Source organism: Pseudoalteromonas sp. CNC9-20 (genome assembly GCF_022347875.1).
GTDB classification, from domain to species: Bacteria; Pseudomonadota; Gammaproteobacteria; order Enterobacterales; family Alteromonadaceae; genus Pseudoalteromonas; species Pseudoalteromonas ruthenica.
Window position 1 is genome coordinate 697,309 of sequence record NZ_JAKRFS010000002.1, and the last position, 14,230, is coordinate 711,538.

Annotated in this window: 14 protein-coding genes; 9 read left to right on the top strand and 5 right to left on the bottom strand. The window is 48.6% G+C overall.

The genetic code is table 11. From position 1 onward, the window contains the following. The first annotated feature begins 4 nt into the window (after positions 1-4). The gene (locus tag MHM89_RS06730) at positions 5-613 is read left to right on the top strand and encodes a hypothetical protein (protein ID WP_235418636.1); all 609 of its coding nucleotides are present in this window, start codon (positions 5-7) and stop codon (positions 611-613) included. Continuing rightward, positions 606-1,688: a rhomboid family intramembrane serine protease gene (locus tag MHM89_RS06735; RefSeq protein WP_239384819.1), complete on the top strand. Its 1,083-nt coding sequence runs from the start codon at positions 606-608 to the stop codon at positions 1,686-1,688. The genes MHM89_RS06730 and MHM89_RS06735 overlap by 8 nt, the downstream gene beginning before the upstream one ends. Before the next feature lie 62 nt (positions 1,689-1,750). On the opposite strand, the gene MHM89_RS06740 is transcribed toward MHM89_RS06735, so the two are convergent. Beyond that, entirely contained in the window at positions 1,751-2,134 is a 384-nt protein-coding gene (locus tag MHM89_RS06740) for a hypothetical protein (RefSeq protein ID WP_239384820.1), read from the bottom strand. 127 nt (positions 2,135-2,261) lie between these two features. Between MHM89_RS06740 and MHM89_RS06745 the strand changes: the two genes are divergently transcribed. Further along, entirely contained in the window at positions 2,262-3,014 is a 753-nt protein-coding gene (locus MHM89_RS06745) for a transporter substrate-binding domain-containing protein (protein ID WP_239408438.1), read from the top strand. Positions 3,015-3,032: 18 nt separating this feature from the next. Here MHM89_RS06745 and MHM89_RS06750 read toward each other — a convergent pair whose 3' ends face one another. Then, a complete protein-coding gene (locus MHM89_RS06750) occupies positions 3,033-4,835 on the bottom strand; it encodes a pre-peptidase C-terminal domain-containing protein (protein WP_071209382.1) in 1,803 nt (600 codons plus the stop codon). Between the two features lie 267 nt (positions 4,836-5,102). Here MHM89_RS06750 and MHM89_RS06755 point away from each other — a divergent pair, with 267 nt between their 5' ends. Together MHM89_RS06755 and MHM89_RS06760 are read left to right on the top strand one after the other, a co-directional pair. Further along, on the top strand, positions 5,103-5,618 hold the full coding sequence (locus tag MHM89_RS06755; RefSeq protein ID WP_138548406.1) for a hypothetical protein: 516 nt from the start codon (positions 5,103-5,105) through the stop codon (positions 5,616-5,618). A 20-nt stretch (positions 5,619-5,638) separates the two neighbouring features. After that, entirely contained in the window at positions 5,639-6,670 is a 1,032-nt protein-coding gene (locus MHM89_RS06760) for an HDOD domain-containing protein (protein WP_239408439.1), read from the top strand. A 16-nt stretch (positions 6,671-6,686) separates the two neighbouring features. Here the strand turns inward: MHM89_RS06760 and MHM89_RS06765 are convergent, their stop codons facing one another. Continuing rightward, the gene (locus MHM89_RS06765) at positions 6,687-8,069 is read right to left on the bottom strand and encodes an NAD-dependent succinate-semialdehyde dehydrogenase (RefSeq protein WP_045978877.1); all 1,383 of its coding nucleotides are present in this window, start codon (positions 8,067-8,069) and stop codon (positions 6,687-6,689) included. 239 nt (positions 8,070-8,308) lie between these two features. Here MHM89_RS06765 and MHM89_RS06770 point away from each other — a divergent pair, with 239 nt between their 5' ends. The 3 genes from MHM89_RS06770 (at position 8,309) to MHM89_RS06780 (ending at position 10,703) form a co-directional block, all read left to right on the top strand. Further along, positions 8,309-9,385 (top strand): TonB family protein, encoded by a 1,077-nt coding sequence (locus tag MHM89_RS06770; RefSeq protein WP_239408440.1) that lies wholly within the window; start codon positions 8,309-8,311, stop codon positions 9,383-9,385. A gap of 189 nt (positions 9,386-9,574) precedes the next feature. Next, the gene (locus tag MHM89_RS06775) at positions 9,575-9,937 is read left to right on the top strand and encodes a hypothetical protein (protein WP_022945031.1); all 363 of its coding nucleotides are present in this window, start codon (positions 9,575-9,577) and stop codon (positions 9,935-9,937) included. 268 nt (positions 9,938-10,205) lie between these two features. Beyond that, positions 10,206-10,703 carry a hypothetical protein gene (locus tag MHM89_RS06780; protein ID WP_022945024.1) on the top strand — a complete coding sequence of 166 codons (498 nt, stop codon included), beginning with the start codon at positions 10,206-10,208 and terminating at the stop codon, positions 10,701-10,703. Here the strand turns inward: MHM89_RS06780 and MHM89_RS06785 are convergent. After that, complete coding sequence (locus tag MHM89_RS06785) at positions 10,686-11,888, bottom strand: anhydro-N-acetylmuramic acid kinase (RefSeq protein WP_239408441.1); 1,203 nt, start codon at positions 11,886-11,888, stop codon at positions 10,686-10,688. The two genes, MHM89_RS06780 and MHM89_RS06785, sit on opposite strands and share 18 nt — an antisense overlap. 213 nt (positions 11,889-12,101) lie before the next feature. Between MHM89_RS06785 and MHM89_RS06790 the strand changes: the two genes are divergently transcribed. After that, positions 12,102-13,403, top strand: a complete 1,302-nt coding sequence (locus MHM89_RS06790; RefSeq protein WP_045980615.1) for an NAD(P)/FAD-dependent oxidoreductase — start codon at positions 12,102-12,104, stop codon at positions 13,401-13,403. 12 nt (positions 13,404-13,415) lie between these two features. Here MHM89_RS06790 and MHM89_RS06795 read toward each other — a convergent pair whose 3' ends face one another. Further along, entirely contained in the window at positions 13,416-14,174 is a 759-nt protein-coding gene (locus MHM89_RS06795) for a transporter substrate-binding domain-containing protein (protein ID WP_197275931.1), read from the bottom strand. Positions 14,175-14,230: the final 56 nt, after the last annotated feature.

Below are 14,230 nucleotides of genomic sequence, written 5' to 3' on the forward strand. Positions count from 1 at the left end.
GGTTATGGCAACATCCCCACCACAGGACAAAAAAATCCCCAAAGTGCTGCAACAAGTCGACAACAAAGAACTACGCAGTACCGGTTTTTGGCTCAACCAAGTATTTTTGGTGCTATCCACCATTTTTGGTGTCTACCTCGCCGCACAAAGCGGTTTAGAGCAGGCAATTAAATTCGATACCTACTCTAAAATGGAAGATAACTACTATCTGCGCACGTCTCTGTACGATGAGTTGCTCGACAATCAACGTAAAATTCAAGCGTATGCCGAGATACTGGCTAAGAGCCCGCCTACATCTGAGCTTGAGTTCAATAAACCCACTTTAGATAAATATGTGTGGCACACCATGCAATACTCACCCACGACTTTGGAAACCCCAAGTGCCATTCTCTCCGCTGCGCGGCGTTTTTATAGTCAAAGTGAGTTTTATATTGAACGCGCGCTAAAGCGCAAGGTGTCAGCGCGTCACGCCAGTGAGAAGCTAGGCAAACTTGCAACCGACCTAGAGCAAAATACGCTCCCCTATTTAAAGCGCAGTGCCCAGGCACTGAAACAAGAATTAGCTGATAACGACGTACAAATTGGCAGTCTCAAGGAGTTAGAGCATGAATAAACGCTGTCCCCATTGTGTTGATGAATACTTAGAAGTGACCGAGTATCAAGGTGAAGAAATTGATGTGTGTTTAGAATGTGGTGGCCTTTGGTTTGAAAAAAATGAAGTCAATCGCATGTTGCGCGAGGTCAACGACGGTCCTGTGGGTGAGAAATATGAACACAATTTTGGTGAGCATTTAGGTATATCTGAGCGTGACTGCCCCGACTGCTCAACATTGATGGAGCGCTACCACTTATTAGAGCACTACCACAGCGAAATCGATGTATGCCGTCATTGCGATGGCAGCTGGATAGAAAAAGAGCAGTTAGAAAGTGTCGAAAATAGCCCACAGCTAAAAACGGCACTTGGCGAGCTCAACCAGAAGGTGTCATGGAAAACCTACTTATTTCAATTTCTAACGCAAATGCCAGTAGAGTACAACATCAAACCACATCGTACCCCGTGGGTAACTCGCGCTTTGGTGGCGTTGAACGTGTTGATATTTGCCGCTTACTTTTTTGTTCCCAGCCATTTTGAGTTTGTACTTGAATATTTCGCCATGCGCCCAGTGGATGTGCTCGCCGGGGAAGAGCCTTGGACCTTGCTCACCTGTGTGTTTTTACACGGCTCTATTATGCACCTAGTAGGCAATATGTACTTTTTATACATCATTGGCGATAACCTCGAAGATGCACTTGGCCACTGGCGCTTCTTAGGCTACTACCTGCTTTGCGGGGTGCTTGCCTCCGTTGCCAGCCTCATGCTCTCAAGTAATGGTGCAATCCCCAGTGTCGGTGCCAGTGGTGCCATTGCTGGTTTATTTGGCATGTATTTAATGTGGTTCCGCTACGCCAGCTTGACCTTTATGTTCATTATTTACCAGAAGAAGCTCTCTGCTATGTGGTTCTTCATTATTTGGCTGGGCATTAACTTATTCGGTTTATTTAGCCTGCCCGATGGTGTTGATTATGGCGCACATATTGGCGGCTTTATCGTCGGTCTACTCATTGGCTATGCGCTTAAAACCAAAGTAATGAGCGACAGACCTATGATTGCACTACTAAATAAGCCAGCCGCCCAGCTTAAACGCTAATACCGGGTTTCATCAGGTGAGTAGCGTGCATATATGCCATGCTGCTCACCATCACCTACCCCTTATTCATGATGGCGGCGCTCGATGGCCTCTAACTCGCTTTGCGGTTCGCTAGGCGCACTTGATTGCATGGGCGCAACTAAATCACACTCAGTAATAGTGTCGGACAGTTTCTTACACTCTTTATTGCTTTTACTCGACGTTGGCTTTTGCAATGCACCGAGGACCGCCGAGTCAATCGCCAAACCAAGTTTAGCGAAGCTAAAGCCGTCATTATCTGTTGGCGTGTAACTGGATTTACCCGGGTCGCCTTGGGTGCTGGCGGTATAGTGCTTTTCTGCGCGCTGCTGCATATTTGGCTGCGCATAGCCATCGACTAAGATGCCCACCACCGTACAACCATTTAAAATACTCAGCGCGGCCAGCGCGATAAATAATTTAAGCATGCTACGTATCCTTTCATGCCTTCGTGTGCTCGTTCCATCACTTTAACGGTAAACATTAACGCAAACTGTAAGAAAATGTACCTATTTATTTTTTGCACCTTGGCGGCGGTGGTTTACGCTTAAAGCTATGCACACATTATATGCTGTAAGCGCCATTGTACTGCTCATGATGCAGTTGTGGTCATCATCAAGCTGGGGCTCACCGGCGCCACTGCGGATCTGCTTTGAAAGGTGGTGGCCCTACAGCTATGTCGACGAATCGATGCAAGCAAAAGGCATTGAAGTGGATTTAATTCGCTATGCACTGTCACACTCAGGCACTGACGTCATCTTTACTGAGCTGCCCTACAAACGCTGTGTTGAAGCCGTTAGCCAAGGTAAGCTTGATTTCACCTTGCACGTGGATGAAACCGATGGCTTGGCAATGCTCGACCAGTCGTTCGTGAACTGGGAGCTGACGTTAGCGGTGGCCATCAATCGCCAAGAGAGTTTTTACGAGCAGGCTGTGCAGCGCTCCCCCATTATTCTCATCGCTGAGGAGTACCCATACCCTGATGAAGTCTATAGTGCACTAAAAGCACTCAATGCTGATATTGTTACTCGCTCCTACTACGAGTCAACAGACGCGCAAGCTAAATCATTTTTCTCAACCCTGAGCGATAGTCGCGTTGATGCCATTGTGGTGGATAGAACCTGGGCTGCGAAAATTATTCACGATTTCGATTTGCCCGTTGCGCTTTTACACAACCTGCATATTGAGCCTCAATACATCGGCTACCATCCTAATAACGAAAAAAAGGCGTTGCGCTTGCAACACCTTTTGTCATCTATTCCTGAGAGCGTCAAAAAAGAGATTGAACGCCGCTATCAGCAACCCTAGGCTGGTTTTGTTAGCCTGTTATTGCACAGAAATATTCAAGGTTACACCGGAGTAATTGCTGTAAGCACGAAGACCTACATGCCAAGTGCCAGCTGCTGCGGCCTCTGAACACGACTCGTTATTGCCTGAACGAAACGGACGACAATCATAGCTAGACGTCGTTGGCTGCGCGCCTTGACGAACATACAAGTCAACATCACCGCTGCCACCGGAGGTACTTACATCAACCGTGCTCGCGCCCGCAGGCACATCAACAGTAAAGTATTGCCACTGACCTTGGCTGCCTGAGAGGTTTGACTCAGTGATCTCAATCGGTAAATCGCTGCCACTTTGCTCATAGCTTGCCACTAAGGTTGCGCCACTATAAGCGTTGTAACCATGCACCATAATTGAGTAAGTACCTGCGCGCGTATCTGTACAGCTCTCGTTATTCCCGTTTTCATAAGGGCGGCAATCATAGTTATTCTGCGATGCCGTTGCGCCGTATTTTACATACAAGTCTAAGTCACCTGAGCCACCTGAGCTGGTAATGCTAATATTGCTGGCACCAGCTGGTACTTCAAAAGTGTATAGCGTTTCACTGCCATTAGCACCGCTGATGCTAATAGGCTGACCATTTTCAAGCTCATTTGGAGGCGGTGGTGGTGTGCCGCCACTGCGGAAATTAGCAATCGTTGGACTGGTAATATTCAAAACACGTGTGTTGTCGCTGCGCGTGGTTGTGCCCATCGCCGTGCCGTTGTAGCTCTTGTTTGGATTTGACCAATAATTGATACGAGTACAACCACTGTTACAGTTATACGCCATCACCGTACGCCATTGCGAGCTTGGGTCTTGGTAGCCGTGACCGTAGGCATAAGGCGAATTAGTGGGATCGTTTTCAGGGTTGTGACGCGCCGCTTGGAGGTGGCCAATTTCATGACCGAAAGAGTAATAGCCGGTAGCACAATCATAATCAACCATGGCAAAAGCACTACTGGCGCTGGCACCAATGGCATCAGCTTGACCACAATAGCCATTTACATCGTTCACTAATACCACCACATCGGCACCATACTGGTCACGCAAACCGTGCACCTCATCCATGTAGCCATCGTTGGTCCCGGCCAAACGGTTTAAATCGGTGCCTGAGCTACTCGCTTCGGTGTAGTTGACCTGTGCTTTATGGGCAAGACTGACGGTGGCATTCACACCTGAATTTTGATAACCCTGATTGGTTTCATTGATAGCAAGGTCTATCAAGGCATCAATGTCGCCAGAGAGCTGAGCAGCCTTGGCAGTGTAAACCACCAGTAGGTCGATTTGCGTATCGGCAACGGCCTGCGGTTGCGCGAAAATACTAGGGCTATTATTGACGCTAACCTGCTTTGCAAGTGGGCCTTCAGGCATAACGTGTCCTGGTTGGTGCTCTGGTGGCATTTGCTCAGGCTTGAGTGTACGCAGCTGATGACCATGAGCGCCAACAGGCTTAAGCTTTAGCACGTCACCGTTGGTTTTAACCGTACCAGAGATGCCTTTTGCAGTTTGCACTAATGTGACCGAGTCACCATTGTCATTTTCACCTTGCCAAATAAGGTTACCGCTGGCGCTAAGGCTAGCGTTTTTGCGGGTAAAGTGTACCTGCGCACCATCAACAGGCAAAGACAAGGAGGCAGTATTACTGGTTAATTGGAACTGCGCGCCACTGAGCTGTGACATATTTGCTTGTGCAGCGTTAACGCTGTTAGCCATTTGCTGCGATGACACTTCAAACAGTGGACCTTGAGCAAATACAGCGGTACTGCTAAGCAGCGCGCTGGCGATAAGGGTGGGTTTAAACATGGGATATCCTAGTTGTTTCTTTTATGGGAAACAGCAAAATAAAACAACATCAATTTGTTTTCAATTATTTTACATTTAAACCACCAAAACTTTGTAAACGCTTGTAAATATGAGATATTAAAGAACCAAAAGCAACAAAAAAAAGAGCCAACTATTAACCCAAGGTTAATAATTGGCAAAAGTGATCTCTTTATTCTTTTTTCTTGAGCTTATCGAGGCTGTGTCTCAAGCTTAAATAAGGCCATGCTCCACCATTAAGGAACTACTATGAAACCTTTGTTTGCAGCGCTCGTGCTGCTATTACCGACTCTCGCGCTTGCGAAGAGCTCATTGTCACCTCAACTGAGTGTTTTCGAACCCTACTTAGGCACTTGGCAGGCACAGTTTCAACCCGCTCCCGCTCAAGAGCAGGTCACAGATGTAAGCCAATGGCAGCGTGCCCTCAATGGCACTGCTATTCGCACCTTACACAGCATCAATGACGGCGATTATGGTGGTGAATCACTGATATTTTGGGACCAAAGTAAACAAAAACTGGTGTTTTATTATTTCACTACCGCCTCTTTTTACACTCAAGGCTGGCTTGAAGTGGGCGATGACGGCAGCTTCACCGCTTATGAGGAAGTAACCGGCAGTGCTCAAGGGATCACCCAAGTAAAGTCCACGAGCCAATTCGTGGATGGCAAAATAGTAGTCAGTACACAATACTTACAAAACGAGCAATGGACATCACCGCAAATCCGCACCTACACTCGCTCAGATAAAGCGGTCGTTTTTAAGTAGATTTTCACAAAGAGGTATTCATGTTTCGTAAGCTGCTAAGAGCTTTGTTGCCATCGTTTGTGCCCGCTGAGGTTGACGCTAATTATGCGTTTTTTGATAAAACACCGGAAAATGAGCCCTTACCGTTCGCCGATAAAGCCCCTGTTAACGACCAAGCAATACCTTACGAAAACGACTTAGAGGGTGCCTATCTCGATTACTTATTTGGCTGTGATGCTCGACCAATGCAGCAGAGCGACAGCCTCAGTCACTTCATTTACCATCAACTGAGCCTGTTAATGCATGAGCCTGAGCAGTTGCTGTCACATCTACCCGTTATGCCGGCCTCCATCAGTCAGGTGCTTAAAGAGCTGGATAACCCTGATTTCGACGTGCAGCGATTACTCGCTGTGGTAGAGCGGGAGCCTGCGATGGCAGCGGATCTTATCAAGCTAGCGAACAGCCCTCGTTACCGCCGCCGCGAACAAGAAATCACCGAGCTTAAAGCCGCTTTTATGAGTATGGGGGCCAACGGCCTGCTTGAGGGCGTGGTGCAATCTTATATTAAGCGCTTTACGCCGCGCCCGAGTATTTATTACCGCCAGTTTGGCGAAAAAATATGGCAGCACGCGTTGCAAACGGCTGACTTTGCCAAGTTAGCAGCTGTCGATAGCCAAACCGACGCTGGCGCCGCATATTTTACCGCACTGCTTTACAACCTCGGCACCATGATTATTTTTGAGCTTATGATAGAGGCCTTTAATGTTGTTGACCCCGACGTCACTCCTAGCAGCGCAGCCTTTAAACGCCTAATTAGAGAATACAGTCACGATTTAACCTTAACCTTGGCAAATTATTGGCAGTTGCCGCAACTGATTGTAAAAGGGTTGCACCACAGTAGGTTGGAGCGCAGTCGGGCTCAACTCTCGCCTTTAGCGCAATTGTGTGAGCAAGCGGACATAGCCAGTAAACTGTGTTGCTTACAAAACCAGCAGCAGGCGAGGCAGCTCAGCGACCACCTCACCCACCCTGTACTTAAACAGCGAGTCGACACCCATTTATCGGGTGTTTGAACTGGGCAATAAACACTTAGTTGGGCTGCGCTATCATAATCGATTTAACATTAACGAATTCACGCATACCAAAGCCGCCGTGCTCGCGACCGTAACCGCTGTCTTTAACGCCGCCAAAAGGCAGGTTAGGCTGTGCTAACGAATAGCCGTTAATGTTGACCATTCCGGTATCGAACTCGGTTTTTGCCAGCGCCACGGCTTTTTCTGTGTCCTCACTGAAAATACCGCCACCTAAGCCATAACGCGAGTCGTTAGCCAGTTGCATGGCATGCTCATCGTCATTGGCACGAATGAACGACGCCACCGGGCCAAATAACTCATCATCGTAGGCGGGCATGCCCGATTTAACGTCTTCCAATACGGTGATCGGGTAGAAGAACCCTTCCCCTTGGGGCACATCACCACCGAGAATACACTTTGCACCGGCTTCAATGGATTGCTGCACTTGCTGATGCAATTGGTCGCGCAAATCATCTCGCGCCATCGGCCCAAGATCGGTGCTGGACTCTTTTGGGTCGCCCATTTTCAGGTCTTTGGCCGCTTTAACAAAAGCATCGCGAAATTCATCGTACACCGCGTCAGCGATAATGAAGCGTTTGGCGGCAACACAGGTTTCACCGTTGTTGACCACACGGCCTTGAATACAACACGACACCGCATGCGCAATATCAGCATCGCTGAGCACCACAAATGCGTCGTTACTGCCAAGCTCTAGTACCGACTTTTTCGATACCGACGCGGCCTGCTCCGCCACTTTCTTACCGGTTTCGTCACTGCCCGTAAAGGTTACCCCGCGTACTTTATCGTGCGCAATAAGTTTACTGGCGGTAGCGCCATCGATAAGCAGTGATTGATAACAGCCCTCAGGGAACCCTGCTTCAAGAAACAGCGCTTCAATTTTCTTCGACATACCAAACACATTGCTGGCATGCTTCAACACCGTGGTATTGCCCGCCATAATATTCGAGACGCTATAACGGATCACTTGATACAGTGGGAAATTCCAAGGCTGGATCCCTAAGATCACACCTATGGGCTGATAAGTCACCAAGGCGTGCCCATCTTCAAAGAAACGGTGTTCATCTTCTAATTCTTTGGCGCCATGCTTGGCGGTGTAGCGGCAAATTTGCGCGCACAACGCCACTTCTTGTTTACCTTGGTCGGTGACTTTACCCATTTCCTCGGTCATTAAGGTCACCAAAGCGCTCTCATTTTGTTCGATCAGGTCGGCGAGTTTGTTCAGTTTCTCAGCGCGCTCTGAAAAAGACGTTTTGCGCCATTGGCCAAACGCATCATGGGCAGCATCGACTGCCTGCTCTGCTTGAAACTGTGATAATAAGGTGTACTCAGCTAATGGGTTACCATTACTTGGATTTACGGTTGTTACCGTCTTTGCCATAACCTTCTCCTTTAAATTTAATCGTCGAGCTTATGGGAGCAAAAACAGCACCAACTATTTAAACCTTTAAAAATCAACAAATTAAGCTGAAGCAGTGAAAATAAGTGGCTCTGTACCAGCAAGCACTACACACACTCAGTGAAGATTTTTCAAAAGCGCGCTTGAGCAATGCTGAGCCTATCTTTTGTTGCACTAAAAATAGGGTCAGATAAAATAGCCGCAAAACAAAGGAGTGTAAGATGTTAAAAAAATCTCTCAATATCGGCCTATTGGCTTTACTAGGCTCACCTTGGATGAGTGCCGCCGCACCCACACCTGATTTCGATGCCGCCTATGACGCCTTTGAGCAAGCTCTGCACACTGGCGAGAATGTGCAGCAACATGCACAAACCGCCTATGAGGTTGGCCTGAACACCTTTGGTGAAACATCGCCAGCTGTTGCTAAGTTAGCCATTAACTACGCCAACGCGATGGCCCCTTCACCCACTAATGCGCAGCAACGCGCGACCCTTTATAAGCAGGCGCTGACGATTTTAGAGCAGCAGCCTAACCCAGACCCGCTAAGCCTTATCGACCCGTTAATGGGCATCGCCAAAAGCGCGGATAAGGCACACACCGTTGAGAAGGCCATCGAACGTGCAATAGATATTGCAAAGCAGCAACAAAAAGCTAAATTGGTCGCCGATTTAAAAGTAGACGGTGCCGAAATTTACTTTCGCCGCTTGGACTTTGATAAAGGCCGTGCGGCGGTAGTCTACCTCAACGAAGCCGAAGCATACTATCAAGCGCATATCGCCGATGACACGGTCGAAATGATTAATGTCACCATGCTGTTAGGTGCGGTAGACAAAGCCCGAGGGCGTCGGCATACGGCCATTGAGCGTTTTAACAAAGTGGTCAATATTTTTGATGATAACTTTAGTTTCGACCACCCTGCTGAGCTGCAAGCTCATTCGCAGCTCGTCGCGCTGTATGAGCAAGAAGGTGAATCCGAGCAAGCCACTAAGCATTGTGTTGCCATCGCAAAAATGCGTCCGTGGGCGAAGAATCAAGAGCAAACCCCATTGTATCGCACTCCCCCGCGCTACCCCGCTATCGCCGTGCGCCAACACCGCGAAGGCTGGGTACAAATGGAGTTCACCGTGAACGAGAGCGGGTTTGTTGAGGATATCAATGTACTGGACTCCGACGGCAGTGCGGCATTTGAAAGAGCGGCGGTTAATGCCGTAAAACAATGGCGATACGCACCAAAGTTTGAAAATAATCAAGCTGTTAAAGCAAAAACCTCGGTCCAGCTTGATTTCAAAATAGGCTAATCACTCGGCCCTTGGAACATCGGGGCCTCCTACTTTTTACTTAATTTAGAAACAAATGTTAATTTAATGTTTATTTTTTGTTTATTCTCTTATAGTGTAATTCCACTGCCTTAATCAAAGGCAATATCGATGGCTTACAGGAGTATAAGCAGTTGTAGAGCCCGTGGAATGATTCAAATGGAGAGAACAATGAAAACACTTATTGCATCAGCCGCTCTACTGATTGGTGGACTATTTAGCGCCCAAGCAAGCGCCGACAGCATGGAATGTTATGTCGACACTCAGGCATACGACCAATTTACCCCTAACCGTTGTTTCGCACTGGTTTATGGTGCGAGATCAAGCACCGCCGTTTTTCGTGTGGTAGGGAACGGTTCACAAATCGACAGCGTTATTTGGTCTAATGCGGCCTCATCGTGCGGCACCTCGGGCACGTCGTGCTCTTTTGAAATTCGTGCTTTCCGCCCATATACAGCCGAAGCAACCATTCTTTACAGTAACGGCTCGTGGAGCAAAGTTTCAGCTACGGCGTCATTTGAAGACGGCCGATAGTTAACAGCAACCGTCACACGGTTGCAGGTACCTCGTTCATTGAATGGACACTTCGTGAATGTGCAAAAGCCGACTCGTTCGGCTTTTTTTATGGTTCACACAGCAAAAAACGCAGTCAGTTCTTTTTATCACGCTAAAGAGCAATAAAAACAAAGAGCCTGCTCTTATCAAGCGGTGTAGAAAAAATCGCCATCACTTCCTATTAAGTCATAAAACTGTCATTTAACTGCGGCATAATTGTGCGCAAATTATCAATATTAAGCAGGATATGGCGCAGTATCGCTCCCCTCTCGCTGTGTTCGCATTGCGAAGCGAAGGGTTATTATCAGATTTCGAAACTTTGGCTGCCCGGCCAACCACTCTGGGCGGTGTGGGTGTGCCTGTGCAATTGCTGTGTCGATTGCCCAGCAGTGCGCAGCAAGGCGATGCGCTGCAGGCTAGTATCACCTTTGCACAGCAACGTGATGCCCAACTTTTGGCGCATCAGCCATTGCATTACAAAGATATCGACAGCGGTATGGTGGCATTGACCCTCTGCGCGCATAGCACGATGCAGGGTGAGTGTGAGTATGAACATGCACAGTTGCAACTTACGCTGCATGGCCTGCACAACACCGTAAAAGAAAGCGCGCAATACACCGTGCATATTCATCCGCAAGCGCAGTTAAGCTCGCCACAAATGGTGAATTGCACCGGCCTGCGCCAACGCCTGGGCCAGTATTGTCAACGCCTTTGGCGCAGCACGGCGTCAGTCGGGAAAGCTTAATTTACCCATAGAGATTTGCGGCATCCCCTCTATGGCCGCTGCTTTCGCTGGCTGACCGGCAAGGGTTTCATTGGCGAGTAAGGCAAACAACACCGCCTCTTTGGCGTCTGGGTTCATGCCCAGCTGTGTCAGTGAATCTAGCTGCACCTGTTCACCGCTGAAATAGGCAATGCGCGCCATTAGCAATGGGTTGTGCACACCGCCGCCACTGGCATAGACATGCAGCGGACCGTGGGATTTCGCCAACCGTGCTAACTGCGTTCCTACTTGATAAGCCGCAAACTCACATAAGGTTGCCAGCACATCTTCATGAGCTAGGTGCGTTTCTCCGAGTGCAGCTTGGCACTGTGCTAAATAGGCAAGATTAAACACTTCCGGCCCCGTGGTTTTGGGCATAGCGGCGTGCAAAAAAGGGTGCTGCGAGAGCTTCGCCAAAAGAGGCTCATGCACCTGCCCCTGCCGCGCCAGGGTGCTATTTTCATCGAATTGTCGTGGCGCAAAATAGCGCTGCACGTAGGCATCTAGCATGGTATTGCCAGGGCCAAGATCAGCACATAGCGTATCGCTCAACTCCCCGGCCTTGGGCAGCAAGGTAATATTGGCAATGCCCCCTAAATTTAACAACACCCGATGCTCATCGATGCTAGCAAAGTATAGGTAATCGCCATACGCGGCCAAAGGCGCGCCTTCACCGCCTGCGGCGATATGCTTTTGGCGAAAATCACTGATAGTCAAAATACCGCTGGTGCAGGCAACATGGCAGCCATCGCCAATTTGTAAGGTGGCATTAGGGTAACCATCCAAACCATGCTGAGCTTTAGGGCAGTGGTACACGGTTTGCCCGTGACTGGCAATGGCATCGACCTCATCCGCATTGACCTGCCACTGTGCTAAACATTGCTTGACCAACTGGCCGTGCAAGCGCCCCACCCACGCATTTAATAAGGTGAGGTGTTGTAAATCGATATCGCGCTTGGCGAACACTTGACGCAGTCGTTGGGAATACTCTTTCGGGTAGGCACAGGTGGTGAAATGTTGCACCTTAATACGGGTATCGCGACCCGCGCCGCTGATTTGGCACAAGGCTACATCCAACCCATCCATGGATGTGCCACTCATCAGGCCAACAATCGTGCGCTGCGGCTTGGCACTGAGCTCATATAGGGCATGAATATGTGGATGCATAAGGGCTCCATGGAATAATTTATGACAACAAAATAGCCTGTTTATTGTCATCATTCAATCTTTACGCTGCGGATGACATTGCCATGTTTTAGGCGTAAGCTAAGAGTCGGAAATCCTCAAAAACAAGCAGTTAGCCCCTGGGTTAATGATACCCAAGTGCATTTAAGCGTTACTGGGCGTGCATTTGGGTATGCAATTTTTGAGGAATAAACCATGAACCAAGACTCTGTGGAGCGTATAATTGTTATTGGCGGTGGTGCTGGCGGACTCGAGCTGGCAACCGGTCTAGGAAAGTCTCTAGGCAAAAAAGGCCGCGCTGAAATTGTACTCATTGATAGAAATCGCACCCATATATGGAAGCCGCTGCTGCACGAAGTCGCGACGGGCTCTCTTGACGCCAGTTTAGATGGCGTGGTGTACTCCGCCCATGCCGCCAAGCACCATTTTCAATTCCAGCTTGGCACCTTCTGCGGCCTAGACCGCGATAGTAAACACATTACCTTAGCCCCACTTCGCGACGAACGCGGTAACGCTATTCTCCCCGAGCGTACTCTCAGCTACGACAAGCTGGTAATTGCCATTGGCAGTGTCAGTAACGATTTTAATACCCCTGGGGCGCAAGAGCATTGCTTCTTTTTAGACTCGGTCAAAGGAGCGGAGCACTTTCAACATACCTTATTGGACAGTTTTACCCGTTTACAGCAAGGCGAAAGCGATAAAAGTGCGCTTAATGTGGCGATTATCGGCGCTGGCGCAACCGGTGTGGAACTCTCCGCCGAGCTTTACCATGTTACCAATTTGCTCAAAGCCTATGGCCTTAATAAAGTCTCCAAAGAACGTTTAAAAATTCATTTACTGGAAGCAAGCCCACGCATCTTACCGGCTCTGCCAGATAAAATCGCAATCAAAGCCAGCAAAGAGCTGCAAAAAATTGGCGTACAGTTGCACCTTGGACAAATGGTAAAAGGTATCGACGAACACGGTATTGATGTCGGCGATGAACGTTTGGATTGCGATATAAAGGTATGGGCCGCCGGTGTAAAAGCGCCCGATTTCTTACGCGACTTAAATACTTTTGAGCTTAATAAAAACAACCAAATTTTGGTTAATCAGTACTTACAGGTGCGCGGCGATGACACGCTTTTTGTGATTGGCGATAGCTGCGCTTTTGAGCAGCCAGATGGCAGTTTTGTGCCGCCGCGAGCACAGTCTGCGCACCAAATGGCCAGTAATGTACTTGCGAATATTAAACGTCAATATAAAGGTCAAGCGCTGCGTCCATTTCACTATAAAGACCATGGTTCACTGGTCAATTTAGCGCGCTTTAGCGCGGTCGGGAACCTCATGGGTAATTTAAATAGCAATGTGTTTATCGAAGGTAAACTGGCGAGGTGGATGTACATGAGCTTGTATCGCATGCATCAACAAGCAGTGCATGGCACATTAAAGATGATGGCCTTATGGATAAGCGAAAAAATAACGCGGGTGGTACGACCAAAGATGAAGCTACACTAAAGTATCACGTTGTTAGGGGTGCGCGGCACCGAGCTGGTTTTGCAATAACGCCGTGATAGCCTGTTGCTGCGCTGTGATGGCTTGGTTGAGCTCGCGCATAAAGCCTGTGTTACTCAGCTGATGGCTAATCAGAAAATGAATGGGTTGTGCCGAGACTACCTTGGGGTGCAGCATCAGTTGCGCGCCGCCATACTCGCTCAATAAATGCTTGGCGACCTGCTCATCCTCTATGGTGACATCAGCACGGCCCGCTTTAAGCATTAAGTAACGCTTCACCGGCTCACTCACGGTTTGAATTTGCTGTTGATAACGGCTTTGTTGCACCAGCGTTTCCACTTCTTCACCATAATAAGCGCCTGGCGTGTACACCAGCGTTAGGCCACTTTGCAGCATAGCCTGTAAATCGGCCAAAGCAGATGCTTGCACTCGCTCGCTCACAACCAAACGCACGATTTCTTGCCGATAAGGTGCGCTAAATTGGCCGATGTCTTGGCGATAAGCGGCGAAACTCACCCCACTGAGCAAGTCAATTCGCCCAGCGCGCAGCTCGTTCATAGACCGCCCGGCACTGGGCAAACGCACGTAGTCAAAACAACGGCCCATACTTTCAAGTAATAAAGTAATGATGGCCATGTCTAAGCCGCTGATATGGTCATTCTCAATCGAAATATAAGGCGGCCACTCGCTGTTTACGCCAACTCGAATAGGGTTTGTGCACTGGCCAAACGCGGTGCTAGAGAAAAGTAAAATAATAAGCAGAAATTTGCCCACGCACATCTCTGTGGAAACAACCTTAAGTATCCTTGAGTATGGTGGCGAACATGAAA

Excerpts from the sequence above, each read along its gene's own strand:
- MHM89_RS06730 (WP_235418636.1), top strand. The coding sequence starts at position 5 with ATGGCAACATCCCCACCACAGGACAAAAAAATCCCCAAAGTGCTGCAA.
- MHM89_RS06735 (WP_239384819.1), top strand. The coding sequence starts at position 606 with ATGAATAAACGCTGTCCCCATTGTGTTGATGAATACTTAGAAGTGACC.
- MHM89_RS06740 (WP_239384820.1), bottom strand. The coding sequence starts at position 2,134 with ATGCTTAAATTATTTATCGCGCTGGCCGCGCTGAGTATTTTAAATGGT.
- MHM89_RS06745 (WP_239408438.1), top strand. The coding sequence starts at position 2,262 with ATGCACACATTATATGCTGTAAGCGCCATTGTACTGCTCATGATGCAG.
- MHM89_RS06750 (WP_071209382.1), bottom strand. The coding sequence starts at position 4,835 with ATGTTTAAACCCACCCTTATCGCCAGCGCGCTGCTTAGCAGTACCGCT.
- MHM89_RS06755 (WP_138548406.1), top strand. The coding sequence starts at position 5,103 with ATGAAACCTTTGTTTGCAGCGCTCGTGCTGCTATTACCGACTCTCGCG.
- MHM89_RS06760 (WP_239408439.1), top strand. The coding sequence starts at position 5,639 with ATGTTTCGTAAGCTGCTAAGAGCTTTGTTGCCATCGTTTGTGCCCGCT.
- MHM89_RS06765 (WP_045978877.1), bottom strand. The coding sequence starts at position 8,069 with ATGGCAAAGACGGTAACAACCGTAAATCCAAGTAATGGTAACCCATTA.
- MHM89_RS06770 (WP_239408440.1), top strand. The coding sequence starts at position 8,309 with ATGTTAAAAAAATCTCTCAATATCGGCCTATTGGCTTTACTAGGCTCA.
- MHM89_RS06775 (WP_022945031.1), top strand. The coding sequence starts at position 9,575 with ATGAAAACACTTATTGCATCAGCCGCTCTACTGATTGGTGGACTATTT.
- MHM89_RS06780 (WP_022945024.1), top strand. The coding sequence starts at position 10,206 with ATGGCGCAGTATCGCTCCCCTCTCGCTGTGTTCGCATTGCGAAGCGAA.
- MHM89_RS06785 (WP_239408441.1), bottom strand. The coding sequence starts at position 11,888 with ATGCATCCACATATTCATGCCCTATATGAGCTCAGTGCCAAGCCGCAG.
- MHM89_RS06790 (WP_045980615.1), top strand. The coding sequence starts at position 12,102 with ATGAACCAAGACTCTGTGGAGCGTATAATTGTTATTGGCGGTGGTGCT.